This window comes from Neobacillus sp. YX16 (assembly GCF_030123505.1).
Classification (GTDB): Bacteria; Bacillota; Bacilli; order Bacillales; family Cytobacillaceae; genus Neobacillus.
The window spans coordinates 2964275-2989713 of sequence record NZ_CP126115.1; the positions used below are offsets into that span (position 1 = coordinate 2964275).

Sequence of the window (25439 nt, forward strand, 5' to 3'; positions counted from 1 at the left end):
TAAAATTACCTCTTGCTTGGTCTACCTTATGCCATTTCAAAACTTTCTATAATTCTCCAGCATGATAGTCACCATCTTGCTTATGTAAGATGGTGAAATATTGTACTTAAACTTCCATGAAAATTAACTTCTGTAAGAACCGGAAAATGGCAATACTTAAATATACACAGCTCAATGATTTTTTTAAAAAAGAGCGGGGCGCCTGATCAAGGTGTTTATGGACTACAAATATTGAATTAAGAAGCTTCGGTAATTGTCACAGAATAGCCTAAGTTTTCTAGTCTTCGAACCGAATGGCGTACAATAGATACTTGTCTTTGTTTATCAAAAAAATCTTCGCCTAAGTCAGCATACATTTCTTTTGGGTTAGTAGGTAATATGCGATTCGCAACATCGCATGAGCGACTACAATTGCTGCCTTTTTCTTTTTCATTGTACGACGAGCGAAGTTTGCTAGTTTTTCAGGATCATTCTCACCATCTGCGATTGCTCGAAGCATATCCTTCGATGAAACTCCCATAATATCAGATACAACAGAACCTAGTTTGATATTAGCTCCTTCTAAAACCTTTTGAATCCGATTATGTTTTCTGGCGCGTTCTTCAATAATACTTCGGCGATAGCGAACAAGTTCCCGTAGTTCACGTTGGTTTCTATCAGGAATGAAACTAGCTTTAAGAAGTCCATGGCGAAGAAGTTGTGCAATCCATTCCGCATCCTTAACATCCGTTTTGCGTCCGGGAAGAGCCTTCATGTGTTGAGCGTTCACTACTAAAAACTCGATTCCTTCGGACTCTAATAAGTTAACAATAGGCTTCCAATAAACACTCGTGCTTTCCATAGCTACGTGTGTACAATTATTTTCTTTAATCCAGTCCAATAACTTTAATAGAAAAACTGTTTTAGTAGAAAATGTTTGAATCTCCTTTCCTTTTGAAGTCATAATACAAGCAGTGATATTGTCCTTATGGACATCAAAACCACATGCTCTTTCAATGATTACATCCATTGAAGTCTTCCTTTCAAGGCTTGAAAATTGGAGGCTGGTGCAACAATCAGAATTAGGATTAATCTACCATGAGTGCTTCCCGTAAGGGAGCGACAGTTTGTGGTGCACCGTGGTCGTTGGAGTCAGACTATCGGATGGGCTCTAAGGCACCATAGTTGATCGACCTTCCTCTCCCAGCCGTAGAAACAGTATGGACGGATTCAATACATTTTCATTCTTTGTGGTGAAGCGCCGATTTTTGCGCTTCATGGGTGGCTATCGGAGCAGGTTAATTGAAAAAGGAAACTTAAAACTGTGTTAAAATTTTACATCGGGAATACTTTATTAAAATATATTGGGGGAATTAAAATGAGTGGAACTGCTAAAACTCCTCAGCCACCTTACTATGCGGTTATATTTTCTTCACAACAAACTGAAGGTGACAGAGGTTACGGAAAAATGGCGGAAAAAATGGTGGAGTTAGCTTCTCAGCAGAAGGGTTTCTTAGGTGTAGAAAGTGCAAGAGATGAAGGATTAGGAATTACGGTTTCATATTGGGATTCCTTAGATGCGATAAAGGATTGGAAGGAACATTCAGCACATCAAGTCGCACAGGATAAAGGTAAAAATGAATGGTACAAAAACTTCTCACTAAGAGTATGCAAAGTAGAAAGAGATAACTTTTTCGAAATGTAGTATACGTTGATCTTCTTCAATTATTGGGTGTTTTACGCGTTAAAAACCATAGGAAATTCAAATAAATTAATGTTTCTTTTAAATGTAAATATAAATGAAAGATTAATAACGTTTTAAAAATATAGAAGGGGGATTAGTATAAATGAATGTTTCTGAAATGAAATGTAAAAGTTGTGGAGGAAATTCATTTGTACAAGCAATGGATTTCATAAATCTTCGCCCAGTGGATAAGAAATTGACGTTTGGTTCTGAGAGAATCTTTACGGTTTGTTTGGATTGCGGAGAAGTTGTTTCAATAAAAGTGAAAAACCCAGAAAGGTTAATCAAATAATCAAATAATTTTAGTACCTTGGTGGAGGAGTAAAATTAAAGGAGTTTACAAAAAGAGCCTATGAAGGCTCTTTTTTCTAATGATATATCAACAATATTATTTAACAAAGACTTAGAATTAATAACGCTTGAATCTAAACCCAAGCGTTGATAGATGGAATATAGTTTGTTTTTCGGTATGTTTTTTCATATGTTTGAATAATAAACTAACTGTTATAGATTATCTGTGTTTATTCTTGGGGTTTCAGTTTCAAGATCCGCTGCTGCCCTAGCATTAGCGTTATGTCGTTCATTTTTGTCTCTATCTATTTTACTGCTTCTTTCTATGTGGTTGGAAGTTTTCTTTTTGTCGGCCACCTTATCACCTCCTACGGATAATATGTCCAACTTTAACCTTTAAAAATTCTAATCTTGCCAGTAGAATGCACCTGATAAATGGTAAAATAAATGAAAAATCAATTAGGAGGTTTTTATTGATCAATTGATAAATTCTTAGGGGAGACAAATATGGAAAATGGGATATTAGTTTTTATTTTAACTGTAATTGGAAGTATAATTTTACTGTTTGGCTTGGGTTCATTAATTGGTGGTGATAATACTGAATTTATTTATCTTATTTTATTCATTATTCAATTTTCGATTACTACATCTATACTATTTCAAATTCTACATCGAGTGAAAAAGTTAGAAAAAAAGGAAACTAAAAAGGGTTAACTATCGTAACAGAGACGACTAAACAAAAGTGCCAGGCACGATCCAATATTTTGGTCGGTGCTTGGCACTTGTTGTTTGTACTATGTCCCGTCAATTACTATTACTCCTTTATAGAAAACATATTTAACTTTATCAATCTCTGTAATTTCTAATCCCGGAACACCATGCCTACTAAAAAATTGGCATCTAAACCTACTTGGAACACGAATCAGCAAAAAAACCTTCCATAGGAAGGGTTCTCATGGCCTTGCCAAAATGACGGTTCTCATAAGGTTAGACCGAAAGAACCGTCCCCCTGGTCCTAAAAATCATATAGACGATTATAAGGAATTTAAAGTATGATTAAAAGTGGGAAAATTTTCACTAGTTTATCTATTTGCTTGCAAATTAGGAGGGTTTATGAGATTTCGAACGAAGCTCTATACGAGCATAGGATCATTGCTATTGTTTATTACGATTATCGTTATAGTATTAATGAACATGCTTGAAGAATCGACAGTTAAAATGAACGTTGTGATTAGTGATGTTAATGAGAGAATCCAAATTGCTTCCACGATTAAAGAAGAAACTTCAATCGTGTCAAACGTATTGAAAACCATATTGAATGATCGTGAAGAGGAAGTCAATTCCGACTTATTGGATGCATGGGAAAATTCAAATTCAAATTTACAGGTTGCGATTGATTCACTAGAGAAAAAGGACAAACAAGAGAAATCCCAGGAGCTCATTGGTAAACTTAAAATCTTACATGAATCCTATCGAAATATGGGTCAGCAAGCGCTCACGGAAAGAAAAATCAATCCTGACGCTGAACTTACTTCAGCTTTTATGACTGAATTTGAACTGATCAGTCAAAGAATGGTTCAAATATCAGAACTGCTTCATGGCTTACAAGAACAAAGAATGAAGGATGAATTGTTACGTTCCAAAGACACCTATAATTGGGCAGTTGAAAATATTTATATATACCTAGTGTTCGGCTTAATCATCGGTATAAGCTTTGCCATATGGATCATTAAAAGCACCAGCAACAACCTTAACAAGGTAACAGACGTGATGAAAGAGGCCGCGGCGAGTGATTTTGATACATTACCACGTATTGAGATTACCTCAAAAGGGGAACTGAGTGAAATCGCTGTGGCCTTTAATAAGATGGCTAAAGCACTTGAGAAACATAGTAGAATCGAGAAACAATTAAAAGAAGAAGCAGAAGAAACGAGCTGGCTGAATACAAAAATTGCTGAAATTGCCACCTTGTATCCTGAGGTTGAGAATGTGAAGATGCTAGCCAGTATGCTAATCACAAACCTTGTCCCCATGGTAGGAGCGACCTACGGAGCTTTCTATTTAAAGGAAGTTAACAAAAGTGACCAGTATTTATCAAGAATGTCTTCCTTTGCCTCTATAACAGGGGAGGAAGAACGAAAGCAATTTCGTTTAGGGGAGGGATTAATTGGGCAATGTGCACTTTTGAAGCGGCCCATCCAGTTAACCCAGGTTCCCGACGATTATCTAAAAATCGGTTCTGGGCTGGGAGAAGCTTCTCCTAAAACGATTATGATTTTACCAGTTTTATTTGAAGACCAAGTACTTGCGGTGATCGAAATTGCCTCTTTTGAAGAGTTAACTCCGTTACACATCAAGCTGCTTGAAGAAGTGAATAACAATTTAGGTATCAAAATCAATAGTATTATCAACCACATGAAGGTAGAAAAGTTATTGCAAGAATCACAAGCCCTGACAGAAGAACTACAAGCCCAATCAGAGGAGCTCCAGATGCAGCAAGAGGAGTTAAGGACGACAAATGAAAAACTAGAGGAAGAATATGAAGCGTCTAAACAAAGGAACTTTGAAATACAAGAGGTCAGTGCAGCGCTTGAAGAAAAAGCGCAGCAGCTAGAGCTTAGTTCTAAATATAAATCTGAGTTTCTAGCAAATATGTCCCATGAACTAAGAACTCCTTTAAATAGTTTGCTCATTCTAGCACAAATCCTCTCTGAAAATGGAGATGGGAATCTAACATATAAACAGGAGGAATATATTAAAACCATTTACTCTTCCGGAAATGATTTATTGAATTTAATTAATGATATATTAGATTTGGCCAAAGTAGAGTCTGGTAAACTAGATGTGATATCAAAAGAAGTAGAAATGAATCAGTTGAGAGATTTTATCTTTCGTCAATTCTCACCGATTGCAAATAAGAAGAAAGTTCAGTTTACAATCGAATTGGACAAAGCCTTGCCCATGACGTTCTTTACGGATGAACAACGACTGCAGCAAATCTTAAAAAATCTCCTAGCCAATGCGTTTAAATTTACGGAAAGTGGCAGTGTCTCATTACAAATTCGTAGTGTGATGAAAAACATCACAGTGAATAGAGGGGAAGTACAACGACTAGAACGAATGCTCGCCTTTTCGGTGATAGATACGGGTATTGGAATTGAGAAAGAAAAACAAGAGACGATTTTTGATGCTTTCAAACAAGCAGATGGGACGACTAGCAGGAAATATGGCGGTACGGGATTAGGTCTTTCGATTTGCAGGGAACTGGCTCAGTTATTGGGCGGATTTATAGAAGTTTCAAGTGAAATTAGGAATGGAAGTACATTTACGTTATATTTGCCAAACATTCAAATGAATAACAAAATAGTAAGAAAATCTACGGCACAAACGGAAGCAGCGGTCAGTTTAGAAGCGAAAGATTTAGTGAACACGAAGAATAATCAATTTCTAAAGGAAGAACTACAGATTACACATGGTAAATCGATTTTGAAAAATAAGAAAATTCTTATCGTCGATGATGATATCCGTAATGTATATGCCTTAACAATTGCACTTGAAAATCATGATATGCAGATTTTGGTGGCCGAAAACGGCTGGGAAGCGTTGGAGGTACTAAAGGCGAATCCTAATACCGACTTGATTTTAATGGATATTATGATGCCGGAGATGGATGGGTTTGAGGCAATCCAACAAATTCGTAAGATAAGAATATTTGAAACGATACCAATCATTGCCCTTACTGCAAAGGCAATGAAACACAGCAGAGAAGAATGCCTGGAGGCAGGAGCAACCGATTATATTAGCAAGCCGATTAACTTAGAACAGCTGTTCTCGTTAATGCAAGTTTGGCTGTTTACGAAGGAGGGCTAGACAATCGCACAGGTAAAATCTCATGAAGCTCGTAATCTAGTACAGTCTGAAGAAATCGAGAGGATTGAAATTGATTTATTACTAGAGGCTGTGTTTCGATATTATGGATATGATTTTAGAAACTATGCCTTTCCTTTCATCCAAAGAAGGATTAGCCATCGCGTTCAGATTGAGAGATTGTCAAGTATATCGGCCCTGCAGGAAATAATCCTTCGTGAACCTAGTGTGATGGCAAGATTACTATCCGATTTTTCAATCAATGTTACCGAAATGTTTCGAGATCCATCCTTTTTTAAGAGTATCCGAACAAAGGTGGTCCCTTTAATAAAGGATTACCCTTCGATTAAAATTTGGCATGTTGGATGTTCTTCTGGTGAAGAAGTATATTCCATGGCGATCCTCCTTCATGAAGAAGGGATCTACGATAAAACAAGAATCTATGCAACCGATATAAATAAGAATATTCTCGAAAAAGCAAAACAAGGTACTTTTCCCTTAGAAGGGATGAAGCTTTATACCAAAAACTATATTGAAGCAGGAGGGAAGCAGGCCTTTTCTGAATATTATAAAGCCATTGACGATAAGGTTTGTTTCCACCCATTTCTTCAGAAAAATATGATCTTTGCCCAGCATAATGTGGTTTCAGACCATTCTTTTAACGAGTTTGATATGATTATATGCCGAAATGTTCTCATTTATTTTAATAAGAACCTTCAAAATAACGTTCATCAATTAATATATGAAAGCCTAAGTACGTCAGGTTTTCTTGGTTTAGGAATAAGAGAGGGGGTTAAATTTACACGTTATGAAGACTGCTACGGAGAATTTGATGGACCCGAAAGACTTTATCGGAAGGTTAAATAATACGAATGCTCAAAAGGTGAATATTTTAATGGTGGATGATCACCCAGAAAACCTTCTGGCGTTAGAAGCCGTACTCACTTCACCCAACTACAACCTTATTAGCGCCCATTCAGGAAAAGAAGCATTGAAATGTATGCTTCAACATGACTTTGCAGTTATTTTGCTAGACGTTCAAATGCCGGGACTGAATGGCTTTGATACGGCTAAGCTTATCAAGGCGAGAGAAAAGACAAAAAATATCCCGATTATTTTTATTACAGCGATTAATCAAGAGATGGAACATGTTGATCAGGGTTACTCCGTAGGTGCGATCGATTATATTTTTAAACCCTTTCAGCCGGAAACCTTGAAAAAGAAAATTGAACAGTTTGTTAAAATCCATCAAAATCATCAAGAAACAATCATTAAAACGGATCTAGGACATTTGCTTGAGCTGAATAAGGTCAACAAAAGGCTGGATAGAACCACCTTAAATTTGCGTCGGACAGAGGCGTTATCAAAAGCCATAAGTCAAACGATAACCGATACCATTGTAACGTTTGATAATAAAGGTTGTATTCTTTCTGTGAATCCTGCCGTCACTAGCATGTTTGGCTACCAGGCAAAGGAATTGGATGAAAATCACGTTCTGAAGCTTTTTCCTAAATGGGAGGATGAAGTGTTATTGGACTCATCATTCTCATTCCTATCTATGATTAGACAATCGGTAGGAAAAATTATTGAAGTAGTGGCTGGTCGAAAGGATAAAAGCTGCTTTTATGCGGATTTGTTAATTTCTTCAACCATTATTGAGGATGAACAGATTTTTGTTTGTACGATACGGGATGTAACAGAAAGAAAGCAAATAGAAGAAGTAAAAAAACAGAGGTTTCATAATTTGGAACATATTGTTGAGGAGCGGACGCTTGAACTGACCAAATCAAATGAGAAACTGCAAAAAGAAATTGAAGAACGAAAAAGAATTGCCGACCATCTGTTCCGTTCCCAAGAAAGGTTTCGAAAAATATTTGAATCCAGCCCCTTATTAAAAGCGATATTATTACAGAAGGATCTGACATTTATCGACATCAATCCCAGCTGGAGCAAATTCACCGGTTATTGCAGTGATGAGTTGACGCATCAAAAAATTAATTGTAAGAATTTTATCGATGAAGCCACAGGAAAGTCTATTGATTTCAATAATAAAATTCTAAACAAGAAAATTAAGTATGAGACGAAAAACGGGGAAGTCCGCTCAGGGTTATTGTCCACGGAAATGATTGATATCGATTCCGAACCATGTACGCTTATCGTTTTGAATGATATTACAGAAAGGGTACATCTAGAGAATGAAATGTATCGGCTGGACCGATTAAATTTAATCGGCGAGATGGCAGCAGGTATTGCCCATGAGATTAGAAACCCGATGACAACTGTACAAGGATTTTTACAATTAACAAGGAATAAAGTCGACAAATTATCTACTGATATCATCGATTTAATGTTAGAGGAATTGAACAGGGCAAACTCGATTATCACAGAATTTTTGAATCTAGCTAAAAACAAAATTAGTGTCAAAAGGAATCAAAACTTGAACACCATCATTGAAGCTTTATCTCCTCTGATTCAAGCGGAAGCGTTACGTTCGAATAAACAGCTTAAGCTTGAATTAGGAGAATGTCCTGACATCTCCCTGGACGAAAAAGAAATTCGCCAGCTCATCTTGAATATTGCCTTAAACGGATTGGATGCCATGACGTCTAATGGAATATTGACGATTAAAACCTATAAAGACAAAGAGACCGTGGTTCTGCAAATAAGAGATGAAGGCCAGGGAATCAGCCCCGAGGTATTATCAAAATTAGGGACACCTTTCTTTACAACAAAGGAAACAGGAACAGGTTTGGGGTTAGCTATTTGTTACAGTGTAGCAAAACGGCATGATGCCCAAATTGAAATTGAAACGGGTGATGAAGGGACGACTTTCTCAGCTCGATTTCAGCTCATTCCCAGCTTAACCGCGTAGGTTTATTCTTTAACAGGAGAGGGGGAAGGATGCCGTGTTAAAGAAAGGGAATATTTATTTGATTATGGGTGCTGTTATATCTGTCATGGTTCTAAGTTTTATATCCGTAACCTTTGCTGATAAAAAGCCGACTGTGGTCGTTGTGTTAAAAAAAGGAAACACAGAATATTGGAGAATTATGAAAGCTGGAATAGAAAAAGGGTTTAAAGACTTTGACATTGATGGAAAAGTGATGGTTCCTACTGACTCAACAGCGCAAGAACAGGCAGATTTATTAATGAAGGCATACAAAGAAAAGCCCGATGTAATCATTACAGCACCGGTCAGTCTATCAGTAAAGCCAACGTTAGAAACGTTTACGGATATTCCTGTTTTGCTAGTGGATACGGATCTTCCCATTAAGAACAAAACAGCGTATATCGGAACCAATAATCTCGATTTAGGTAAAAAAGCTGGAGCCTTTTTAGCTTCGCAGCTGCAGCCAGGGAATAAGATTGCTATTATCGGAGGAGATTTGTCATTCTCTGTTTTTAAGGAGCGGATCGAAGGTGCAACCATATCTATACGAAATGCTGGAATCCAAATCGCCTATTTAAAAACAGGGATACAGGATGATCCCAAAACGATTCAAAGTGTGATAACAAAACTTTTGCGTGACCAGCCTGATATTAAGGGTGTCTTGACCACACATGACACAATCGCCTTACCGGCAATCAAGGAGTTAGAGGAACAAGGACTCTCGATACCTGTCATTGGGCCGGATGGCCTTACCGAGATGCTTAAGTTCATTGCAGATGAAACCATTCCTGGTACCATGGCCCAAAATCCTTATGATATGGGATATTTAAGCGTTGAAACCGCCATGAAGGTAATTCAAGGAGAAAATGTGGAACCAATCGTGGACAGTGGTGTAGATATCATCATAAAAGAGAATGCAGAACACAGATTAAACTTTTATGAGAAAATAGTGAAATAAGGGACCAAGGGGACGGTTCTCTTGGTTCGCTTTCGGCAAGAAGTGGACCAAAAGAGCTGTATCCTTCCTTCAAATTAAAAGGTATGGTACTTGAATAAGTTGGGTTTCTGCAATTTTAAGGAACTTAATGTTTTTGTTTGTTCGTATTTAAAAATAAGCAGTATAAAAAACAAAGGTGGTATACGGATGAAATGTAATCAATGTCAAAGCGAAATGGTAGAAGATTGCAAAGTTAATGTTGAATTTGATACCCCCGGAATTACAATAAGTAAAAAAGGGAAGGGACTTTTCAACAAAGTATCTGCAAAATCAAAAGCAGCTGTTTGTTCAAATTGTGGTTATGTAGCTTTCTACATTGATAAATATAAAGAATTTAGTAAATAGTATAGGTTAATAATTGTGTTGTTTATTTAAAATTTTCTCTCCCTGAGCCGAACCCGTTAAAAGAATTGTCCCCTTGTTTTTTCATCAATTTTAAGTGTTATTTCTTTTTAATAACATTTTTTTACTTATAATAGAGGTCAACATTACCATGCCTAAGATTACAATTACTAGAAAACTTAACTGAGTTTTGGTTAATGCCAATGACTGTGCAAAATCTACTGAATATGCCAAAGAGAATGAAGTTATTAGTTTTGCAACAAAAGCAATTAAGAGAAATTTTTTAAAGCTGACTCCGCTTATTCCTGCTCCAAAACATATTATTTCATCAGGTATAATTGGTATCACAAATAAAATTAATAAAATGTTAATCTCATTTCTCGAAACATAACGTTCATACTGCTTAATATGATGTTCTTTTACTAATTTTCTAATTAGCTTTTGTCCCCCCATTTTTGCTATGAAATAGGCAATTATTATTCCTGAAAGTGTACCTACAAAACTAATACTTGCTGCAGGAAGAGAACCGAGTACTGCAGTTCCAGCTCCGACAGTTGCTGCTTCTGGAAAGGGTAACAAAATTGGTTGTAGAAAACAGATTGTAAAGAAAATAAAAGCAACCATAAGCTGATTTCCATAAAATAAATCCTCCATAAAATATCCACCTCTTTTTCAATTTTGCTAAGACAATTATAAGAGGGAGATCTTATGATATTGGTATATACTTCCTTAAGATTTCCTTAATTTTATAGTAAGAGAATGATAGACATTACTAACATGATTCTAAAATTGTAAAGGGTTAATTTATAAGCAGGATTTATTCCCTTACTTGTTGAAATATCTACCTCCAGAGCTGATTTGGTAATGAAAGTAAATATTGAAAAGGGAATGGATCAAATTTAAAAAAGTAATTGAGGTAGCATAATGACTACGGTAGGCATATTGGGAACAGTACATAGCGATGGATAAATAAAAAGATTAAATTTTCATTTATCATTAATAGAAGAATTAATCATTCGATTTGAACCTGATATTATTTGTGGAGAAGTTAGACCGGAAGTTTGGATGCAATATCAAGAAAGCTACAAAGAATCAAATGATGTGTATACCTTTTTGCTTGAAAAAGAGAAAGATTTTACCTGGGAAGCCGGGCAACCTGGTTTGTTTATGGTATTAGTTAAGAATGAATTCGAATGCATCGTGAACATAATATTATAGGAGGGATCAACATGGAGGTTTTTGAAGAATATCTAGCAGGAATCGATCACCCAGACCATCGCGAGAGAACAGAGGAGATTTTGGTGTGGGTTGCCAATAAATTCCCGAATTTGGAACCGGTTTTCAAATGGAATACGCCAATGTTTTCTGAACACGGCACATTTATCATCGGCTTTTCTACAGCGAAGCAGTATTTGAGCGTTTCACCAGAGGTAGCAGGCATTTCGCAATTTGCTGATGATATAGCAAAAGCTGGCTATAGCGCTACCAAAGGCTTGTTTCGTATTCCATGGAAAGAGCCAGTAAATTACGAATTGCTTGAGAACATGATTGAATTTAATATCCTGGATAAGGCAGACTATACAAATTTTTGGCGGAAATAAGAGCATTACTCCTTATCAAAAACGCATGATGATGAGTCATTAAAGGGGTGGTTATTTAAGATCGTCCTTAGCTGTCGACTTCAAGTTACGATTGGTTTGAAATTCTAAGGTGCTTCTTCACCTATCGGTGGAAGAGATGAGAGAGACGGGCTGTCGTTGAGGCAGCTTTTTCTTATTGTGCTAATGGGGATGGGGTAGTAATGTTTAATAAATTGTTTGTCAGAATATCTAACATATTTGATGTTGATAAACATTCATTTGTTTATAATGATGATCGATAGAAATCAGAGTTTTAGATAGTACGTTGGGAAGAGGTTATGAAAAATGGAAATAAAAATTGCTGAAGAAATGGACGTTCCGGTTGTTTACAAGCTTATGTTAGAGGCGTTTGAAGAATATCGAACCCTGGATGTTCCTTCAAGTGCATTAAATGAATCGGTAGATGCATTACAAATAGCTGTTAAGAATAATTTCGAAAAAGCTTTACTATGTTCGATAAATGGAGTTCCTCTTGGTTCCTGTAGATTTACCATGGAAGAGGATGCTTTATATTTTTCGCGGGTATCTGTGACCCCCATAGCGAGAGGTAAAGGAATAGCAAAAGCGATGTTATTGTGGCTTGAAAAATATGCTTATAACAATTTTAAAAGAAAAATAGAATGTCGTGTTCGAGTGTCATTACCAAAAAATATTGTGTTTTACGAATCCATGGGTTATTTTATTTCTAAAGAGGAAGCTGTGACAAACCCTAATGGCTTTTTAGTGAAAACGGTTGTAATGGAAAAAACTTTGACAAACAGATTATCTCTTTGAATTAAAGCGCTTTTGTCCAAAGGGTACTATTAGTTCATCAAGAATTAGTAACTTAGGTAGGATTTGTTATGGGAGAAATATAAAGGCTTTTAAGGAATGGAAACAAACAAATGAAAAAGAAATTATTACTAATTGGAATTATTTTTTTATTAATGGTTCTTTTATTCGGTGGAATGTTTAAAGTAACGAAATTAAGAACTTTTCAATTATTTGGGGGGTTAACATACCAAGTTGAAACGGAAAACAAGGTCATTGCTTTAACATTTGATGACGGTCCAACTAAGAACGTGGATCAAATTCTGTCTTTATTGAATAAATACAAGGCAAAAGCAACTTTTTTCCTTATCGGAAATGATATTGAAAAACACCCAGAAGAAGCCAAGAAATTGGTAGAATCAGGGCATCAAATAGGAAATCACACCTATTCACATCAAAGAATGGTTTTAAAATCACCGACTTTTATTAAAGAGGAAATAGAAAAAACAGATGAATTGATTAAAAAATATGGATATAAGAGTCAGATTGACTTTCGACCTCCCTATGGAAAAAAACTTGTGGGACTCCCTTATTATTTACTTAAGTACAAGAGAGAAACGATTATGTGGTCTCTAGAACCGGATACATATTTCACAAGTGCTGATGAAAAAGTAAATTATGTTGTGGAAAACATTAAACCAGGAGCGATAATTTTGTTACATCCAATGTATGATCAAACAGGTGGGGAAATCCGAGCAATTGAAGGTATTTTACGAGAACTTACGGAGGAAGGGTATAAATTTGTGACCGTGGATGAACTTCAGGAATTTTGATAAAGCAATGAAAAAGGACCTAACATTTACATATTAGTTTGGAGAGATTTTAGTTGGAATACAAAAGCGATTCTTCCATAGTAAGTATCGCTTTTTCCTTTTCCAAGTATCGGCTGCTTTCGTTGAACAATAGGGTTGCTGCAGCAACCTTTTTTTCTTGTTCCATAAACGGAAAAGATTAGTATAACTAGCAAAGGTGATACAATAATAAAAAAGGTCTTGCTTTCAAGGAGGTAAAACATGGATGACATTTCACCAAAAGAAGCTGGGTTAAAGGTGAAACGGTGGTCTAAAGATACGATTGCGGCGGGCCGTCGTCATACCGTCGGACTTAAATCTGACGGAACAGTATCGGCTGTGGGTGATAATAAATATGGTCAATGTGATGTAAGCGGCTGGCGTGATATTGTGGCGGTCGCGGCAGGTAATGTTCATATGGCAACGAACACGGGTAATGCTCATACCATCAGCCTTAAATCGGACGGTACTGTTGCGGCTGTGGGTTGGAATAAGCATGAGCAATGCGATGCAAACAACTGGTGCGATATTGTAGCGATAGCAGCGGGTTGGCGTCATACCATTGGGCTTAAATCGGATGGTACGGTGGTAGCAGCAGGTCGAAATAATGAAGGTGAATGCAATGTAAGCGGCTGGCATGATATTGTAGCGGTATCGGCGGGTGACTGGCATACCCTGGGTCTTAAATTGGACGGCACGGTGGTTGCTGTGGGTAATAATCGGTATCACCAATGCAATGTAAGCGGCTGGCGTGATATTGTGGCAGTCGCGGCAGGTTATCTTCATACAATCGCTCTTAAATTGGACGGCACGGTGACGGCTGTGGGTTTGAATAAAAATGACCAATGCGATGTAAGCGGCTGGCGGGGTATTGTGGCGATAGCGGTGGGTAGTAATCATACCATCGGCCTCAATTCGGACGGTACTGTGGTGGCTGTGGGATGGAATGAATTTGGCCAATGTAATGTAAGTGATTGGCGCGATATTGTGGCGATAGCGGCGGGTTGTGCCCATTCCGTCGGGCTTAAATCGGACGGAACGGTGGTTACTGTGGGTGATAATGAATATGGCCAATGCGATGTAAGCGACTGGAGCGGCATCCAACTGCCCAACAATTAGTTTTCGGGTGAAAAGGATACAGTTCCTGCAACTAATAAATCCAAAAAAGGATTCAACAAACATGAAAATAATGGGTAACTTTTAAGGCATACTGTAATACTAAGTTATTACAGTATCATCTATTATTAAAGTAGTAGATTAAGAGGAAATGGGAGAGTGGGAAGTTATGTTTAAGCTGCGAGGTCACCATCTATTTTGCCTACTTGGCTATAGGGGAATGGGGTATTCTGAAGAATATGTGGAAAATATGACACATTTGCATCAAACCTTAAGAAACAATCCCAAGACGTTAATTGAACTTGTAAAAGGACCTGATCAGTTGTGTGCAAAATTCCCCAACTCAGGTAAATACCACTGCCAAGATGATAATATCTATGTAAGAGATGCGGCCATTTTAGAGAAAATGGGGCTTAAGATCGGACAAATTTTGAAATGGGAGGACATTGAGTCATGTATTCGAAAGTTTGTCGTTCCCGCTGATATTCAAATTGTTTGTGAAACTTGTTCCTGGCGTTCATATGGAGTTTGTGAGGAAGGTATCCAAGAGATTCATGAAGGGAAGGGCTTGAGGGAAGTGAAATAAGCCCTTCCCGTTGGCTTAAGCCCTATTTACATTTTTTTTAGTAAGAATATAGCCAAAACCAATTACTAGAATGGTAAGAGTCGTAGGAATTAATAAATGAAAACCATGAGGGAGTATATGCTCAAATTTTGGTTCACCGGCAATCATTTCCCCAGCGGTCCAAGCTAAAATTCCAGCACCTGCATACGAAATAATAGGATACTTTACCATTGCTTTTAAGATTAACTGGCTACCGAAAACAACGATCGGAATACTGACAATAACACCTATAATAATACCGAATAAATTCCCTTTCACTGCACCAGCGATAGCTAGTACATTATCAAGGGACATGACGGCATCAGCAATGATGATCGTTTTCACGGCCGCAATGAAACTTGATCCCTCTTTACTGTGATGATCGTCTTCTTCCCCAATTAGTAGTTTAATGGCAATATACACTAGCAGAAGACCACCTACCAAAGTGACAAAAGGGAAGTCTAGTAAGTAACCAATGGCTACTGCAAAAAGTAAACGTAAAATAATCGCTCCGAATGTTCCCAAAAAAATCACTTTCTTTTGTTGTTTCTTTGGAACATTACGTGAAGCCATCGCGATCACAACCGCATTATCTCCACTTAGAACAACATTGATTAAAATGACTTTCAAGAGTACTGTAAAAGATAGCCCCCAAATCTCCAAACTATTCACCTCTGATATCCGTTAGGTAAATCATTATATTAATTTGGGGTGAAAAAAAGACCCGATTGTAGATCGATAGCTACACGGAAATCCTTGGATTTTTGGGTCCTTTCATACACATCATACAGTATCGGTGCAAGTGTTTGGGGTGGAATTGCTGCGGCGGTAATTTCATGTTGTGCTAACGGGAAGGTTAGTTTATAGAATGGAAATAGCGATATGAAAAATTGGAGGCAATTTTGATGTGGCTGGAAAGCACTACACTAAAAACAGAGAGAATTTATTTACGAGAATTCCAGGAAAGTGATTGGCAAGATGTACATAAATACGCGTCTCAGGAAAGAGTATGTCAATACCAGCCCTGGGGTCCGAATTCCGAGAAAGAGTCTCAAGCATTTGTTAAACAAGTTTTAGATGATTCAGCAATAGTACCAAGAACAACTTATACATTAGCTGTTATTAATAAAAAAGAGGATAGATTAATTGGGGCTGGAGAATTAAGCATTCAGGATACCCATAATAAAAAGGGGGAAATAGGGTATATAATTAATCCTGACTATTGGGGAAAAGGGGTTGCAACGGATGTTGCAATACTATTAATCGGTTTTGGATTTCATCAATTAAAACTCCATCGGATTTATGCAACCTGTGACCCAAGAAATATAAGTTCTATTAGTGTTTTGGAAAAGGTTGGGATGACAAATGAAGGAAGAATTCGTGAAGATTTGTTGATGAAAGATGGATGGCGTGATTCTTTACTATATAGTGTTTTAGATTATGAATGGTTTTAATTTCTTGTTCAACTAACGGATGCTTAATTGAATAAGATAACTAAAAGACTACTGAAGAGTGGTCTTTCTCTTTTGTTTACATAAAGAACGTTTGTTCGTATATAATGATACTGAGGTGATTAATATGGCGATACGTGACCGAGGTAAAATTAAATGGGCTGCTGCTTATCTCCAACCCGAACAAGCAAAGATGCAGCGAGATCTATGGCTCGAAACTGAACGAATAAGGAAGCCTATTATTGACGAGCATCAAGCGGAGGAATTCGACCTGCGTATAATTTACTCGATGGAATATAACCATTCGGTAAAACTGACGGTATGGGATGACGGATTTATTCACGACATTAATGGTCGAGTTCATTACGTGGATCCTATTACACAAAAGCTGCATATTAAGGTGAAGCCTGGAGAATTTGAGCGGGTGGCATTCGATAATGTTGTCGGAGTCAAGGTAGTAGATTAAGATGACATTAAGCATTGCGTCACCCTTATATGGGGTGGCGTTCTTTTATTAAACTAACGGTGCAGGATAGTTTATTAAGAGGTGTTAGGATATATGTTAAAATTGTAATAAAAAAAGGGGGAGAAATGATGAAATTTTATATAGCATCTAGCTTTAAAAATATAGAAGAAGTTAGATATGTTAGTAAAAAATTAAAAGATAAAGGATTTATCCATACATATGATTGGACAGTAAATGAAAATGTAACAACATTGGAAGAACTAAAGGCGATAGGTCAAAAGGAGAAAAATGCCGTAATAGAAGCTGATTTTGTTGTAGTTTTATTACCAGCAGGAAAAGGAAGCCATATTGAACTAGGTATTGCTATTGGGAATGGTAAAAAAATTTATCTTTATTCACCTAACAATGAAGTAGATAACATTGAAACTACGAGTACATTTTATCATTTATCTGAAGTCGAAAAGTGCTTTGGAACCATAGATGAGTTAGTAGATATTATAGATTTATCATCAAAAAGTTTATTAAGCTAACGGGTGCAAGAGTTGAAGATCCAGCTGCCATTATTGGTGGCTTTTCTTATTGTACTAAAGTGGCAGTTTAGTTTAAGAAGGATTGCATAAAATTCTCTGTTTTAACGCGGCTGCAAGTCTTCTGAGAAAGTTGAAAACGTTGATTTCTTAACGATGCATAAAAGGATAATAAACATAAAAACGAACTACAAAGGGTTGGTATCTAAAAGGTACTCACCCTTTTTTTGCCGATAATGGCTATTTATTTAATGTTTGAAGTTATATTCAAGTCGAAATTTGATTTGTGTTTTACGATTCGTTTTCAACCATCCATTCTAATTTTGAAATTAGGGCTTTACACAAAGCTCTCAGTCCATGAATATCCTAATTTATATTTTTAAACGGGAGGAGAACAAATATGTATTATCATCAAAACGAAATCTATCCGGTTTCGGTACAACTAATACAGATGTACGTTGGAAATACAATCAGAACTCACATCATGGGGTATGGAAATGTAGTTGCTTATGTTCTAAGTATCGATCCGAGAAGTGGAATGGTGGGATTGATTGTATTCTTATCCCCATTTGGATATCAGCGATATATTCAGGTGCATTTTTCGAATATCGCTGGTATTAGTCAATATTTTGAACGCTCTTGTTGCCGCCGAGACATTATCATTTCTACTGATGAAACTTGGTCTGGTGCTAAAGCAATCACCCCACACGAATTTTGGTATAAACCAACTCATGGCAAGTGGGTATGGTCGACTGATTCTGAAAGTGAAACTGCTACAATTAGCAAGACATTTCCAATAGAGAATCTTGCTACTGTCGAGAAGGCAACTCTTTATTTTGGGGTAGATAATTACGGCTCTGTTAAAATAAACGATAATGAAGTCATTAAATACGAAAAGACAACTGACATGTCTAAGTTTACAAAATTAGCAGAAATTGATATCCATAGATTTCTTAAACAAGGGAATAATACGATTACCATTCAGGGATCTAATACTGGTTCCTACTCCTCTGCAAATCCTGGAGGGATTTACGCAATGATTACCATTCAAACTAGCTCTTGAGGGAATAAGCAAGGTTTCTGATGAAAGCATATGATAGAAATCAACTAATGGGGTGCAAGAGTTGAAGATCGGAGCTGTAATTTAGGCAGATTTTCGTCTTGTGCTAACGGAGCAGGATAGTTGAAGAAGGAATCGAATTGAGATGAGGAAAAATCATCAAAACCTTTAGCTTATTTACGCTTGTCTTTTCCCTGTTGAAGAGACTTTTGAAACCCTTAGAAAGTCCAAGCTTGTTATTGCTTGATTGACTGAGCGTACAAAATTACCTGGTATAAATCTCCCTATTAGGTTTTAATGGTTTTGATTAGTTTAACTGTTGAGTATGATTCCAAATGAAGGGAATACTAATCAAAAGCGTGCAAGAAGGGAGTAACCATGGAAACGATTAAGCCAATTAAATTAGGTTCATACAAAGAAGAAACTAGTGAAAAATTAACGTCAGCAGAAATGGGCAAACTTTGGGCAACCTATATGGGGAACAGCATGTCAAAGTGCATTATAAGTTATTATCTCCAACATGTTGAAGATAAGGATATAAAAACTTTATTAGAAAATGCATTAAAATTGAGCCTGGAGTTCATGAAATCAACTAAGGAAATATTCGAAAAGGAGAGTTTCCCTATTCCTAAAGGATTTGGGGAAGAAGATGTAAACCTTGGAGCTCCACGTTTATTTCAAGACCAATACTATGTTCATTATTTGAAATACGCAGGAAAAGCGGGAATGAGTATCTATAATGTGGCAATACCCCTCATCCTTAGAAAGGATGTAAAAGAATTCTTTAGGTATTGTATGGATGCCACAATGGATTTAATGGAGCAAATCAATGAAATATTGATGAATAAGGGGTTTATCATCAAACCTCCTTTAATTCCAATCTCTGAAAAGGTGGAGTTTGTTCATCAGGATTTTTTAAATGGCTTCTTGGGACATGTGCGTTCCTTACATGCATTAGAAATTGCTCATCTGTACGATAATATTGAAAATAACATAACTAGTAAAGCACTCATTATGGCGTTTGCCCAAGTTGTAAAGGATGAAGAGATTCGAAAATTGTTTGAGTGGGGTAGGGATAAGACCTCCACAAACATTGAACACTATATGCAAAAGCTACATGATGAAAATCTACCTACGCCTTCTTTTTTGGACGATTTGGTGACAACATCAACTTTTTCACCCTTTTCAGATAAATTAATGTTATTTCATAAAATGGATATGTTTTCAATGAAAATAAGAGCATTTGGAAATTCAGCAGCAGTTAACGGAAGGCATGATATTGGGCTAATGTATACCAAGTCGTTAATGCAAGTCTTCAAATTTGTTGAAGGGGCAGCAAAAATTTTTGTTAAAAAAGGCTGGATGGAACAACCTCCACATGCCGTTGATAGAAAAAAATTGGCATCCGATTGAGGTTTGAAAAATGTGAATCCAAAAGAAAAATTGTTATGGAGCATTGCTTTTCCTGGTTTTGGGCAAATGCTTAACGGAAAGTATTTCAAAGGAATTCTTTTTATCCTATTGGAATTTGTTATAAACGTTCAATCCCATTTTAACGAAGTAATCATGCTTAGTTTTAATGGGGAAATTGAAAAAACCTTTGCACGCACAGAATACCAATGGCTTATGTTTTATCCGTGTGTATACTTTTTTGCGATGTGGGATGCATATAAAGATGCAGGTGGAGATAAAGAACCTTATTCTTTCCTGCCGTTTGTGTCTTCTGCTTACCTTGTAACAGTGGGGCTTATACCTGAAATAAGGAATTGAGAAGGCAGTTATTTTGCGATAGTAAGTTTGTGAAGAATTGCACTTAAACTAACGGGTGCATTCGTTGAATAGCTTTTATGAAGTCGATTCCACATGGAAATCGGCTTTTTTGAATTAATGGTGTCATAACTTAACGGATTTTCACGAATTGCGGATTGATCGTAAAATTTTATTCGTAATAAAAAAAGGGCCGTAGGCCCATGGAAACACTGTTTAAATCATTTGCTTAAAAGAATCTGCGTCTTCTTTCGAATTCAAAGCCGAAAGGAAAAAAAGGGAAAAACCTTCTTCTTCTAAAGTCGTCACGAAAAAATCGATCTCTTCTAAAGTCGCCACGAAAAAAACCCATGTGTAATCATCCTCCTTTCATATCAGAAGTCTATATGACAAAAAGGGCGATTAACTTAACCCGCCCTTTGTTCCGTACAATTTAACAAAGAGTTGCCCCTACAATGATCAGTAGGATGAACAATACTACGATTAAAACAAAAGTGCTGCCTCCATTGAAGCCACAGTCAAAGCCCATATTTTTTCACCACCCTATTTGAAATATCTGAAGGAAAAAACTTATCACTATGTATAGATATTCCTTAAGACAAGAATGGATTAGACAATCACCCTTTTGTTGTGACAAAATGAGCGATATGCCTAAAATGAAAAGAAGTGTCTACAATACATGCAAACGCTTCTTCGGAGGTGACATGTTGGCTTTGGCTTGGCGTCCGGTGGTAATAATAACATATGCACTCAGAATAAAGCTGAATGGGACAAGTGCTGATTAAAAGTAAATAAGCAGGAAATGTAAGGTGTTTTTTTTTTACCCTACACTCTATTTTGTTATTTTTGAAATTATTTTTAAATCACCCAAGAAGGATTAAAGGATTCTACTCATTTATGTATGGATTGAATAAATGTATGTAATGTGAAACTTTTCACTTAAAGTAAAGGGTGCAAGAGTGAATTAAAGCAACGCAATTCGAAATGCGTTGCTTATTTATTTCTAAAAATACTTCCTATATATTTGCTGCCTTATACTTCCACTTAACTGGGCATATATCCGGGTGGTTTCACTTTTTTCATGACCTAGTAGGCTTTGAATTACATCCAGAGGTGCTCCATTATTCAATAAGAGGGTTGCATAGCTGTGCCTTAGTTGGCGCGGATGAATGTCTTTGTTAATGCTGGCTCGGCTTGAAATCCGCTTAATAATGTATCGCATCTGGGCAATACTCATTCGATGAGGATCGCGTTCTGTGACAAAGATAGCAGGATCCCTGTCTACACGATTATCCAGGTATCGTTTTAACCAAATTTCGCAGCGAATATTAAAATAGACCTCCCTTTCCTTATCGCCATTACCTCTTATTACAGCTGACCGGTTCGACCAATTAATTCTACCCCTATCTAAGGTAACTACTTCTCCTATTCGGCATCCAGTGGAGAACATGAATTCAAACAGAGCCTTTTCCATTGGCGTGCAGCAGGCTTCCCGTAAATGTTCAATTTCCATTTCGGTCAAAAATTTGGGAATTCGTTTACCGGTTTTAGGTTCTTTTATTTTAGCTGCTGGATTTTTTGGAATATGTCCTTCTTCATGAGACCATCGAAATAATGATTTCATAAAACGAATTCGATGAGCCAAACTTGTAGGCTTAAGGCTTTCACTTGATTTTGCTAAATAAGCTTTTAATTGATTCGTAGTGATAGTATCAAGTTTAACATCATTAAAAAACCGTATAAGTAAGCCGGACTGTAGTTTATATGCTTTTAATGTTTGCGGCGAAAAGCCTTCAATACGTTTATCAGATTCATACGTTTCCCATGCTTGAGATAATAACAAGTTCATCTCTACCCAAAAAAATTCTTTTTTTCAGGAATTATTGATCTGTTTCACGAAATTGAAACGGCGGTTCTTATTAAGCTAAGAAGCAGGTTAGCTTATTAAGAGTTATAATTAGCATAGCTGTCCTAGTAGACAATTGTAAAAGGAGAAATCCCATTAAATGTTTGGTTTCTTAAATAGAGCATAATTAAAAAAAGATGATTTAATAGGCATTTCAAAATTAATGTATCAGGATGTATCAAATGATTCCTGGGATAAAGAGAACCTTACTAAAAGAAATTTAGATTTTACTATTGAAAGTGTTCGTTATATTGATATGTATACCGAAAGATTATTGAATACTGAGTTTGGCACTGAACTCTTAAATAAGCATTTTGATAATTTAGTGGTTCGTATAGGTGCATATGTAGGTGAGGTTATTAAAAATAATGTCAAACAAGACTTTTACTGGTATGAATCTGATTCTGTACAAAACTTTTCTCCCAATCTTAATGAATTGCATAGTGTTTCTAAAACACAGAGTGTACTTTATTCTAAAAAGAGGGATAAAGTGATATTACCTTTAAATGTAGTATCGCAGCTATTGAAAGAAAACTGCCCATATAGCAATTTGCTAACTTATGTGGAAGAAATGATTAAGCAAAATCTTAAATAAATTTGAAAGTGTTGTTCAACAGGTGAGTTGATCTAGAAGGATTAACCGCCTTTTTTGTTGAATTGCTTATTGAACAAACGAAGCAGGTTAGTGGAAGAAGGTATTTCCACCATAGATAGAGAAAACTGTTAATAGGAAATTTATGACACTTTAGAAGATAGGGAGGAAATAAAGTGAGCTATGAAATAATTACATTACCAGGCTATCGGGCAGTAGGATTAAAATGGGAGGGGACGTTCTCTGAAATTGTACCGAACTTAAAAAACGTCATTCGACAAATTGAAGAACGTTCCGTTGAGTTAGAGTATAAGGTGAATCCCAATGTTCAGTTAGGTCTATCTTATCATGTAATTGAAAATGGATTCGTGCACTACGCAGTTTATGAAGTGAGTGATGAGCAGGAAATTCCTGATGGGATGATTGAAATAAAGGTTCCTGAATTGACGTATGTGAAGACAACACATAACAAAGGAGAAGATATAAAAAAGACATATACGGATTTACATAAATGGTTACTTAATAGTGACTATGCCGCATTTAGAGAAGCACTTGTAGATTACTATGATCCATATATGCCAATAAAACATGAGCATTATCCAGTTGATCGTGATCCTAGTGATCCGCATTTTGATATTTATATTCCGATTGTAAAAAAATAATATTTTCATATAAAACAAATAGGTAGCGATTGTTCAATAAGGGCAGTCGCTTTTCTTGTTCCACTAACGGGGTAGTTTAGTTGAAGAACAAAGAGAAGAGGCTTTCCCATAAGGAGTCAGACACCTATGGGAAAGCCTCTTTTAACAGATATTTTCTTTAATAGTAATTTCCTTCACAACATCTTCTAAAGTAACATTTCTTAAAACCTTTTCCATTGCCAATTGAGCTGCTGTGAATAAAGGTTCAATTGTATTCTGGATGTTCCTGCCTACGGGACAATCAGGATGTGGACTTTCATGTATACTAAACAATTCTTTCTCCTGTACAACATTCACTGCCTTATAAACATCGAACAGTGTAATATCAGATAATTCCTTTGCAAGTTTAGCCCCTGCAATACCTGGATGTACCTCTATCAAACCAGCTTTTTTTAACATTCCCATTAGTTTTCTTATCACGGCTGGGTTCGTGTTAACACTTGAAGCTAAAAATTCAGAAGATGTTACTCCTTCTTTATTAAATTCAATTAGAGTCAATATATGAATTCCGACAGCAAATCTGCTGCTAATGGACATGTTCTTCACCACCCCTATTAACTTTTCCGTTATTGATTTTATTTCTTCATCATGTAATTAATTTGATTACAAGTTTATTATACCAAATTACGAAAAAAATAATAAATAGCATTTTGCATACATGTTGACAAATCGATTACATGTAACTAAAATTATTACATGTAATAGGTATTGTTACAGGTAAATCTGAATTGGAGGAAGACAAAATGAAAATATTAGTTACAGGAGCAACAGGGAAATTAGGTTCAAAGGTTGTAGAATCATTATTGAAATCTATACCTGCAAGAGAGTTGGCAGTAAGTGTTAGAAACCCAGAGAAAGCAGAAGGACTTCGTAGTCGTGGGGTGGAAGTTCGTCATGGAGATTTTGATCATCCAGAAACATTAGAAAATGCTTTTAAAGGGATTGACCGCTTATTAATTATTTCTGCGGATGGTGACAATGAAACGAGAATTCGTCAACATACTAATGCTGTCCGAGCAGCTGAACATGCAGGAGTAAAATTTATTGCTTACACAAGTTTAGCAAATGCAACAGAAAGCAAAAATATAATGGCTCCTCCTCATGTTGCGACAGAAGCAGCCATCATTAAGACAGGTATCCCATATTCTTTCTTGCGTAACAATTGGTATTTGGAAAATGAAATTGGAAGCATTCAAGGAGCTATGTCAGGAGCTCCATGGGTAACATCTGCTGGAGAAGGTAAAGTAGGCTGGGCACTGCAACAAGATTACGCAGATGCAGCGGCAGCAGTTCTTGTTGGAAGTGGTCACGAAAATACAGTATATGAACTTTCTGGTCCACTTTTAACTCAAGAAGAATTGGCATCTGCTCTTGGTAATGTATTGGGTAAAGAAGTACCTGTACGACAAGTTAGCGACGAAAAATATGCAGAGATCATGAAAGGCTTAGGTTTACCTGATTTTGTGATTCCGATAGTAGTAGGAATTCAAGAAAGCATTCGGAACGGTTCACTAGAAGTTGAAAGCAATGATTTTGAGAAAGTTCTTGGTCGTCCAGTTGCTCCAATCAACGAATCACTGACCCAACTTGTTAATGCAATTTCATAAACAAAATAAAAATCAATTTGAAAACCGACATTAAGTCGGTTTTTTTTGCTGAATTATTCAGTTGTAATCCGAAAAAGGAAATTAAACACGAGAAATAATTATCAGATTGTGAAAAAATATACTTAAACTAATGGGTGCGATACTTCAACAATGATTTCGCTTTTTCCTTGTTGTGCTAACGAAGCAGTTTAGTTGAAGAAAGAAATGACTCCTGTATGTCGCATTTGACCCAAATTGTGCAGCTAAGAAAATTAAAAAGAACATAAAAAATCCATCCCTGTTGGTTCAAGG

The 25439-nt window shown here is 36.5% G+C and carries 27 protein-coding genes and 2 pseudogenes; 22 read left to right on the forward strand and 7 right to left on the reverse strand.

From position 1 onward, the window contains the following. Positions 1-415: 415 nt before the first annotated feature. Positions 416-1009: pseudogene (locus tag QNH48_RS14275) on the reverse strand (IS110 family RNA-guided transposase); the annotation flags it as partial. Between the two features lie 348 nt (positions 1010-1357). Here QNH48_RS14275 and QNH48_RS14280 point away from each other — a divergent pair. Further along, positions 1358-1684, forward strand: coding sequence for an antibiotic biosynthesis monooxygenase family protein (locus QNH48_RS14280; RefSeq protein ID WP_283955495.1), 327 nt, complete (start codon positions 1358-1360; stop codon positions 1682-1684). Between the two features lie 142 nt (positions 1685-1826). Continuing rightward, positions 1827-2015 carry a hypothetical protein gene (locus QNH48_RS14285; RefSeq protein ID WP_283955496.1) on the forward strand — a complete coding sequence of 63 codons (189 nt, stop codon included), beginning with the start codon at positions 1827-1829 and terminating at the stop codon, positions 2013-2015. A gap of 212 nt (positions 2016-2227) precedes the next feature. On the opposite strand, the gene QNH48_RS14290 is transcribed toward QNH48_RS14285, so the two are convergent. Beyond that, positions 2228-2371: a hypothetical protein gene (locus tag QNH48_RS14290; RefSeq protein ID WP_283955497.1), complete on the reverse strand. Its 144-nt coding sequence runs from the start codon at positions 2369-2371 to the stop codon at positions 2228-2230. Between the two features lie 150 nt (positions 2372-2521). Between QNH48_RS14290 and QNH48_RS14295 the strand changes: the two genes are divergently transcribed. From QNH48_RS14295 to QNH48_RS14320, 6 genes are all read left to right on the forward strand, one after another. After that, positions 2522-2728 (forward strand): hypothetical protein, encoded by a 207-nt coding sequence (locus QNH48_RS14295; RefSeq protein ID WP_283955498.1) that lies wholly within the window; start codon positions 2522-2524, stop codon positions 2726-2728. 399 nt (positions 2729-3127) lie between these two features. Then, positions 3128-5884: a response regulator gene (locus tag QNH48_RS14300; protein WP_283955499.1), complete on the forward strand. Its 2757-nt coding sequence runs from the start codon at positions 3128-3130 to the stop codon at positions 5882-5884. A 3-nt stretch (positions 5885-5887) separates the two neighbouring features. Further along, on the forward strand, positions 5888-6748 hold the full coding sequence (locus tag QNH48_RS14305; RefSeq protein WP_283955771.1) for a CheR family methyltransferase: 861 nt from the start codon (positions 5888-5890) through the stop codon (positions 6746-6748). Then, on the forward strand, positions 6690-8753 hold the full coding sequence (locus QNH48_RS14310) for a PAS domain S-box protein (RefSeq protein WP_283955500.1): 2064 nt from the start codon (positions 6690-6692) through the stop codon (positions 8751-8753). The genes QNH48_RS14305 and QNH48_RS14310 overlap by 59 nt, the downstream gene beginning before the upstream one ends. Positions 8754-8787: 34 nt before the next feature. Next, a complete protein-coding gene (locus QNH48_RS14315) occupies positions 8788-9729 on the forward strand; it encodes a sugar ABC transporter substrate-binding protein (RefSeq protein WP_283955501.1) in 942 nt (313 codons plus the stop codon). A 186-nt stretch (positions 9730-9915) separates the two neighbouring features. Continuing rightward, positions 9916-10113, forward strand: a complete 198-nt coding sequence (locus QNH48_RS14320; protein ID WP_283955502.1) for a hypothetical protein — start codon at positions 9916-9918, stop codon at positions 10111-10113. Between the two features lie 90 nt (positions 10114-10203). Here QNH48_RS14320 and QNH48_RS14325 read toward each other — a convergent pair whose 3' ends face one another. Beyond that, the gene (locus QNH48_RS14325) at positions 10204-10764 is read right to left on the reverse strand and encodes a TVP38/TMEM64 family protein (RefSeq protein ID WP_283955503.1); all 561 of its coding nucleotides are present in this window, start codon (positions 10762-10764) and stop codon (positions 10204-10206) included. Positions 10765-11339: 575 nt separating this feature from the next. On the opposite strand from QNH48_RS14325, the gene QNH48_RS14330 reads away from it, so the two are divergent. From QNH48_RS14330 to QNH48_RS14350, 5 genes are all read left to right on the forward strand, one after another. Further along, a complete protein-coding gene (locus QNH48_RS14330; RefSeq protein ID WP_283955504.1) occupies positions 11340-11711 on the forward strand; it encodes an iron chaperone in 372 nt (123 codons plus the stop codon). A 324-nt stretch (positions 11712-12035) separates the two neighbouring features. Then, positions 12036-12524, forward strand: a complete 489-nt coding sequence (locus QNH48_RS14335) for a GNAT family N-acetyltransferase (RefSeq protein WP_283955505.1) — start codon at positions 12036-12038, stop codon at positions 12522-12524. Between the two features lie 110 nt (positions 12525-12634). Then, positions 12635-13333, forward strand: coding sequence for a polysaccharide deacetylase family protein (locus QNH48_RS14340; RefSeq protein ID WP_283955506.1), 699 nt, complete (start codon positions 12635-12637; stop codon positions 13331-13333). 240 nt (positions 13334-13573) lie between these two features. Further along, entirely contained in the window at positions 13574-14470 is an 897-nt protein-coding gene (locus tag QNH48_RS14345; RefSeq protein ID WP_283955507.1) for an RCC1 domain-containing protein, read from the forward strand. 166 nt (positions 14471-14636) lie between these two features. Continuing rightward, on the forward strand, positions 14637-15053 hold the full coding sequence (locus QNH48_RS14350) for a DUF1284 domain-containing protein (RefSeq protein WP_283955508.1): 417 nt from the start codon (positions 14637-14639) through the stop codon (positions 15051-15053). 15 nt (positions 15054-15068) lie between these two features. On the opposite strand, the gene QNH48_RS14355 is transcribed toward QNH48_RS14350, so the two are convergent. Beyond that, positions 15069-15701 carry a TerC family protein gene (locus tag QNH48_RS14355; protein WP_283955509.1) on the reverse strand — a complete coding sequence of 211 codons (633 nt, stop codon included), beginning with the start codon at positions 15699-15701 and terminating at the stop codon, positions 15069-15071. 275 nt (positions 15702-15976) lie between these two features. Here QNH48_RS14355 and QNH48_RS14360 point away from each other — a divergent pair, with 275 nt between their 5' ends. From QNH48_RS14360 to QNH48_RS14385, 6 genes and pseudogenes are all read left to right on the forward strand, one after another. Then, positions 15977-16525, forward strand: a complete 549-nt coding sequence (locus tag QNH48_RS14360; RefSeq protein ID WP_283955772.1) for a GNAT family N-acetyltransferase — start codon at positions 15977-15979, stop codon at positions 16523-16525. Between the two features lie 91 nt (positions 16526-16616). Further along, positions 16617-16988 carry a YolD-like family protein gene (locus QNH48_RS14365; RefSeq protein ID WP_283955510.1) on the forward strand — a complete coding sequence of 124 codons (372 nt, stop codon included), beginning with the start codon at positions 16617-16619 and terminating at the stop codon, positions 16986-16988. Positions 16989-17116: 128 nt separating this feature from the next. Continuing rightward, positions 17117-17518 carry a nucleoside 2-deoxyribosyltransferase gene (locus QNH48_RS14370; RefSeq protein WP_481858497.1) on the forward strand — a complete coding sequence of 134 codons (402 nt, stop codon included), beginning with the start codon at positions 17117-17119 and terminating at the stop codon, positions 17516-17518. 397 nt (positions 17519-17915) lie between these two features. Next, on the forward strand, positions 17916-18578 hold the full coding sequence (locus tag QNH48_RS14375; RefSeq protein ID WP_283955511.1) for a hypothetical protein: 663 nt from the start codon (positions 17916-17918) through the stop codon (positions 18576-18578). A 375-nt stretch (positions 18579-18953) separates the two neighbouring features. Further along, positions 18954-19988: a DUF3231 family protein gene (locus QNH48_RS14380; RefSeq protein WP_283955512.1), complete on the forward strand. Its 1035-nt coding sequence runs from the start codon at positions 18954-18956 to the stop codon at positions 19986-19988. Between the two features lie 12 nt (positions 19989-20000). Next, positions 20001-20327, forward strand: a pseudogene (locus tag QNH48_RS14385) (hypothetical protein); the annotation flags it as partial. Positions 20328-20775: 448 nt separating this feature from the next. On the opposite strand, the gene QNH48_RS14390 reads toward QNH48_RS14385, so the two are convergent. Continuing rightward, positions 20776-20871, reverse strand: a complete 96-nt coding sequence (locus QNH48_RS14390; protein WP_283955513.1) for a YjcZ family sporulation protein — start codon at positions 20869-20871, stop codon at positions 20776-20778. A gap of 474 nt (positions 20872-21345) precedes the next feature. Next, a complete protein-coding gene (locus tag QNH48_RS14395) occupies positions 21346-22185 on the reverse strand; it encodes a tyrosine-type recombinase/integrase (protein WP_283955774.1) in 840 nt (279 codons plus the stop codon). A gap of 226 nt (positions 22186-22411) precedes the next feature. Here QNH48_RS14395 and QNH48_RS14400 point away from each other — a divergent pair, with 226 nt between their 5' ends. Both QNH48_RS14400 and QNH48_RS14405 read left to right on the forward strand, forming a co-directional pair. After that, positions 22412-22843, forward strand: coding sequence for a hypothetical protein (locus tag QNH48_RS14400; RefSeq protein WP_283955514.1), 432 nt, complete (start codon positions 22412-22414; stop codon positions 22841-22843). Between the two features lie 173 nt (positions 22844-23016). Further along, positions 23017-23502, forward strand: a complete 486-nt coding sequence (locus QNH48_RS14405; RefSeq protein ID WP_283955515.1) for a GyrI-like domain-containing protein — start codon at positions 23017-23019, stop codon at positions 23500-23502. A gap of 141 nt (positions 23503-23643) precedes the next feature. On the opposite strand, the gene QNH48_RS14410 is transcribed toward QNH48_RS14405, so the two are convergent. Beyond that, a complete protein-coding gene (locus tag QNH48_RS14410) occupies positions 23644-24078 on the reverse strand; it encodes an Rrf2 family transcriptional regulator (RefSeq protein WP_283955516.1) in 435 nt (144 codons plus the stop codon). A gap of 206 nt (positions 24079-24284) precedes the next feature. Between QNH48_RS14410 and QNH48_RS14415 the strand changes: the two genes are divergently transcribed. Next, on the forward strand, positions 24285-25148 hold the full coding sequence (locus QNH48_RS14415; RefSeq protein WP_283951655.1) for an SDR family oxidoreductase: 864 nt from the start codon (positions 24285-24287) through the stop codon (positions 25146-25148). Positions 25149-25439 lie beyond the last annotated feature (291 nt).

Coding starts and splice junctions, on each gene's coding strand:
- QNH48_RS14280 (WP_283955495.1), top strand. CDS start 1,358: ATGAGTGGAACTGCTAAAACTCCTCAGCCACCTTACTATGCGGTTATA.
- QNH48_RS14285 (WP_283955496.1), top strand. CDS start 1,827: ATGAATGTTTCTGAAATGAAATGTAAAAGTTGTGGAGGAAATTCATTT.
- QNH48_RS14295 (WP_283955498.1), top strand. CDS start 2,522: ATGGAAAATGGGATATTAGTTTTTATTTTAACTGTAATTGGAAGTATA.
- QNH48_RS14300 (WP_283955499.1), top strand. CDS start 3,128: ATGAGATTTCGAACGAAGCTCTATACGAGCATAGGATCATTGCTATTG.
- QNH48_RS14310 (WP_283955500.1), top strand. CDS start 6,690: ATGAAGACTGCTACGGAGAATTTGATGGACCCGAAAGACTTTATCGGA.
- QNH48_RS14320 (WP_283955502.1), top strand. CDS start 9,916: ATGAAATGTAATCAATGTCAAAGCGAAATGGTAGAAGATTGCAAAGTT.
- QNH48_RS14325 (WP_283955503.1), bottom strand. CDS start 10,764: ATGGAGGATTTATTTTATGGAAATCAGCTTATGGTTGCTTTTATTTTC.
- QNH48_RS14330 (WP_283955504.1), top strand. CDS start 11,340: ATGGAGGTTTTTGAAGAATATCTAGCAGGAATCGATCACCCAGACCAT.
- QNH48_RS14335 (WP_283955505.1), top strand. CDS start 12,036: ATGGAAATAAAAATTGCTGAAGAAATGGACGTTCCGGTTGTTTACAAG.
- QNH48_RS14340 (WP_283955506.1), top strand. CDS start 12,635: ATGAAAAAGAAATTATTACTAATTGGAATTATTTTTTTATTAATGGTT.
- QNH48_RS14345 (WP_283955507.1), top strand. CDS start 13,574: ATGGATGACATTTCACCAAAAGAAGCTGGGTTAAAGGTGAAACGGTGG.
- QNH48_RS14350 (WP_283955508.1), top strand. CDS start 14,637: ATGTTTAAGCTGCGAGGTCACCATCTATTTTGCCTACTTGGCTATAGG.
- QNH48_RS14360 (WP_283955772.1), top strand. CDS start 15,977: ATGTGGCTGGAAAGCACTACACTAAAAACAGAGAGAATTTATTTACGA.
- QNH48_RS14370 (WP_481858497.1), top strand. CDS start 17,117: ATGAAATTTTATATAGCATCTAGCTTTAAAAATATAGAAGAAGTTAGA.
- QNH48_RS14375 (WP_283955511.1), top strand. CDS start 17,916: ATGTATTATCATCAAAACGAAATCTATCCGGTTTCGGTACAACTAATA.
- QNH48_RS14380 (WP_283955512.1), top strand. CDS start 18,954: ATGGAAACGATTAAGCCAATTAAATTAGGTTCATACAAAGAAGAAACT.
- QNH48_RS14390 (WP_283955513.1), bottom strand. CDS start 20,871: ATGGGCTTTGACTGTGGCTTCAATGGAGGCAGCACTTTTGTTTTAATC.
- QNH48_RS14400 (WP_283955514.1), top strand. CDS start 22,412: ATGTATCAGGATGTATCAAATGATTCCTGGGATAAAGAGAACCTTACT.
- QNH48_RS14410 (WP_283955516.1), bottom strand. CDS start 24,078: ATGTCCATTAGCAGCAGATTTGCTGTCGGAATTCATATATTGACTCTA.
- QNH48_RS14415 (WP_283951655.1), top strand. CDS start 24,285: ATGAAAATATTAGTTACAGGAGCAACAGGGAAATTAGGTTCAAAGGTT.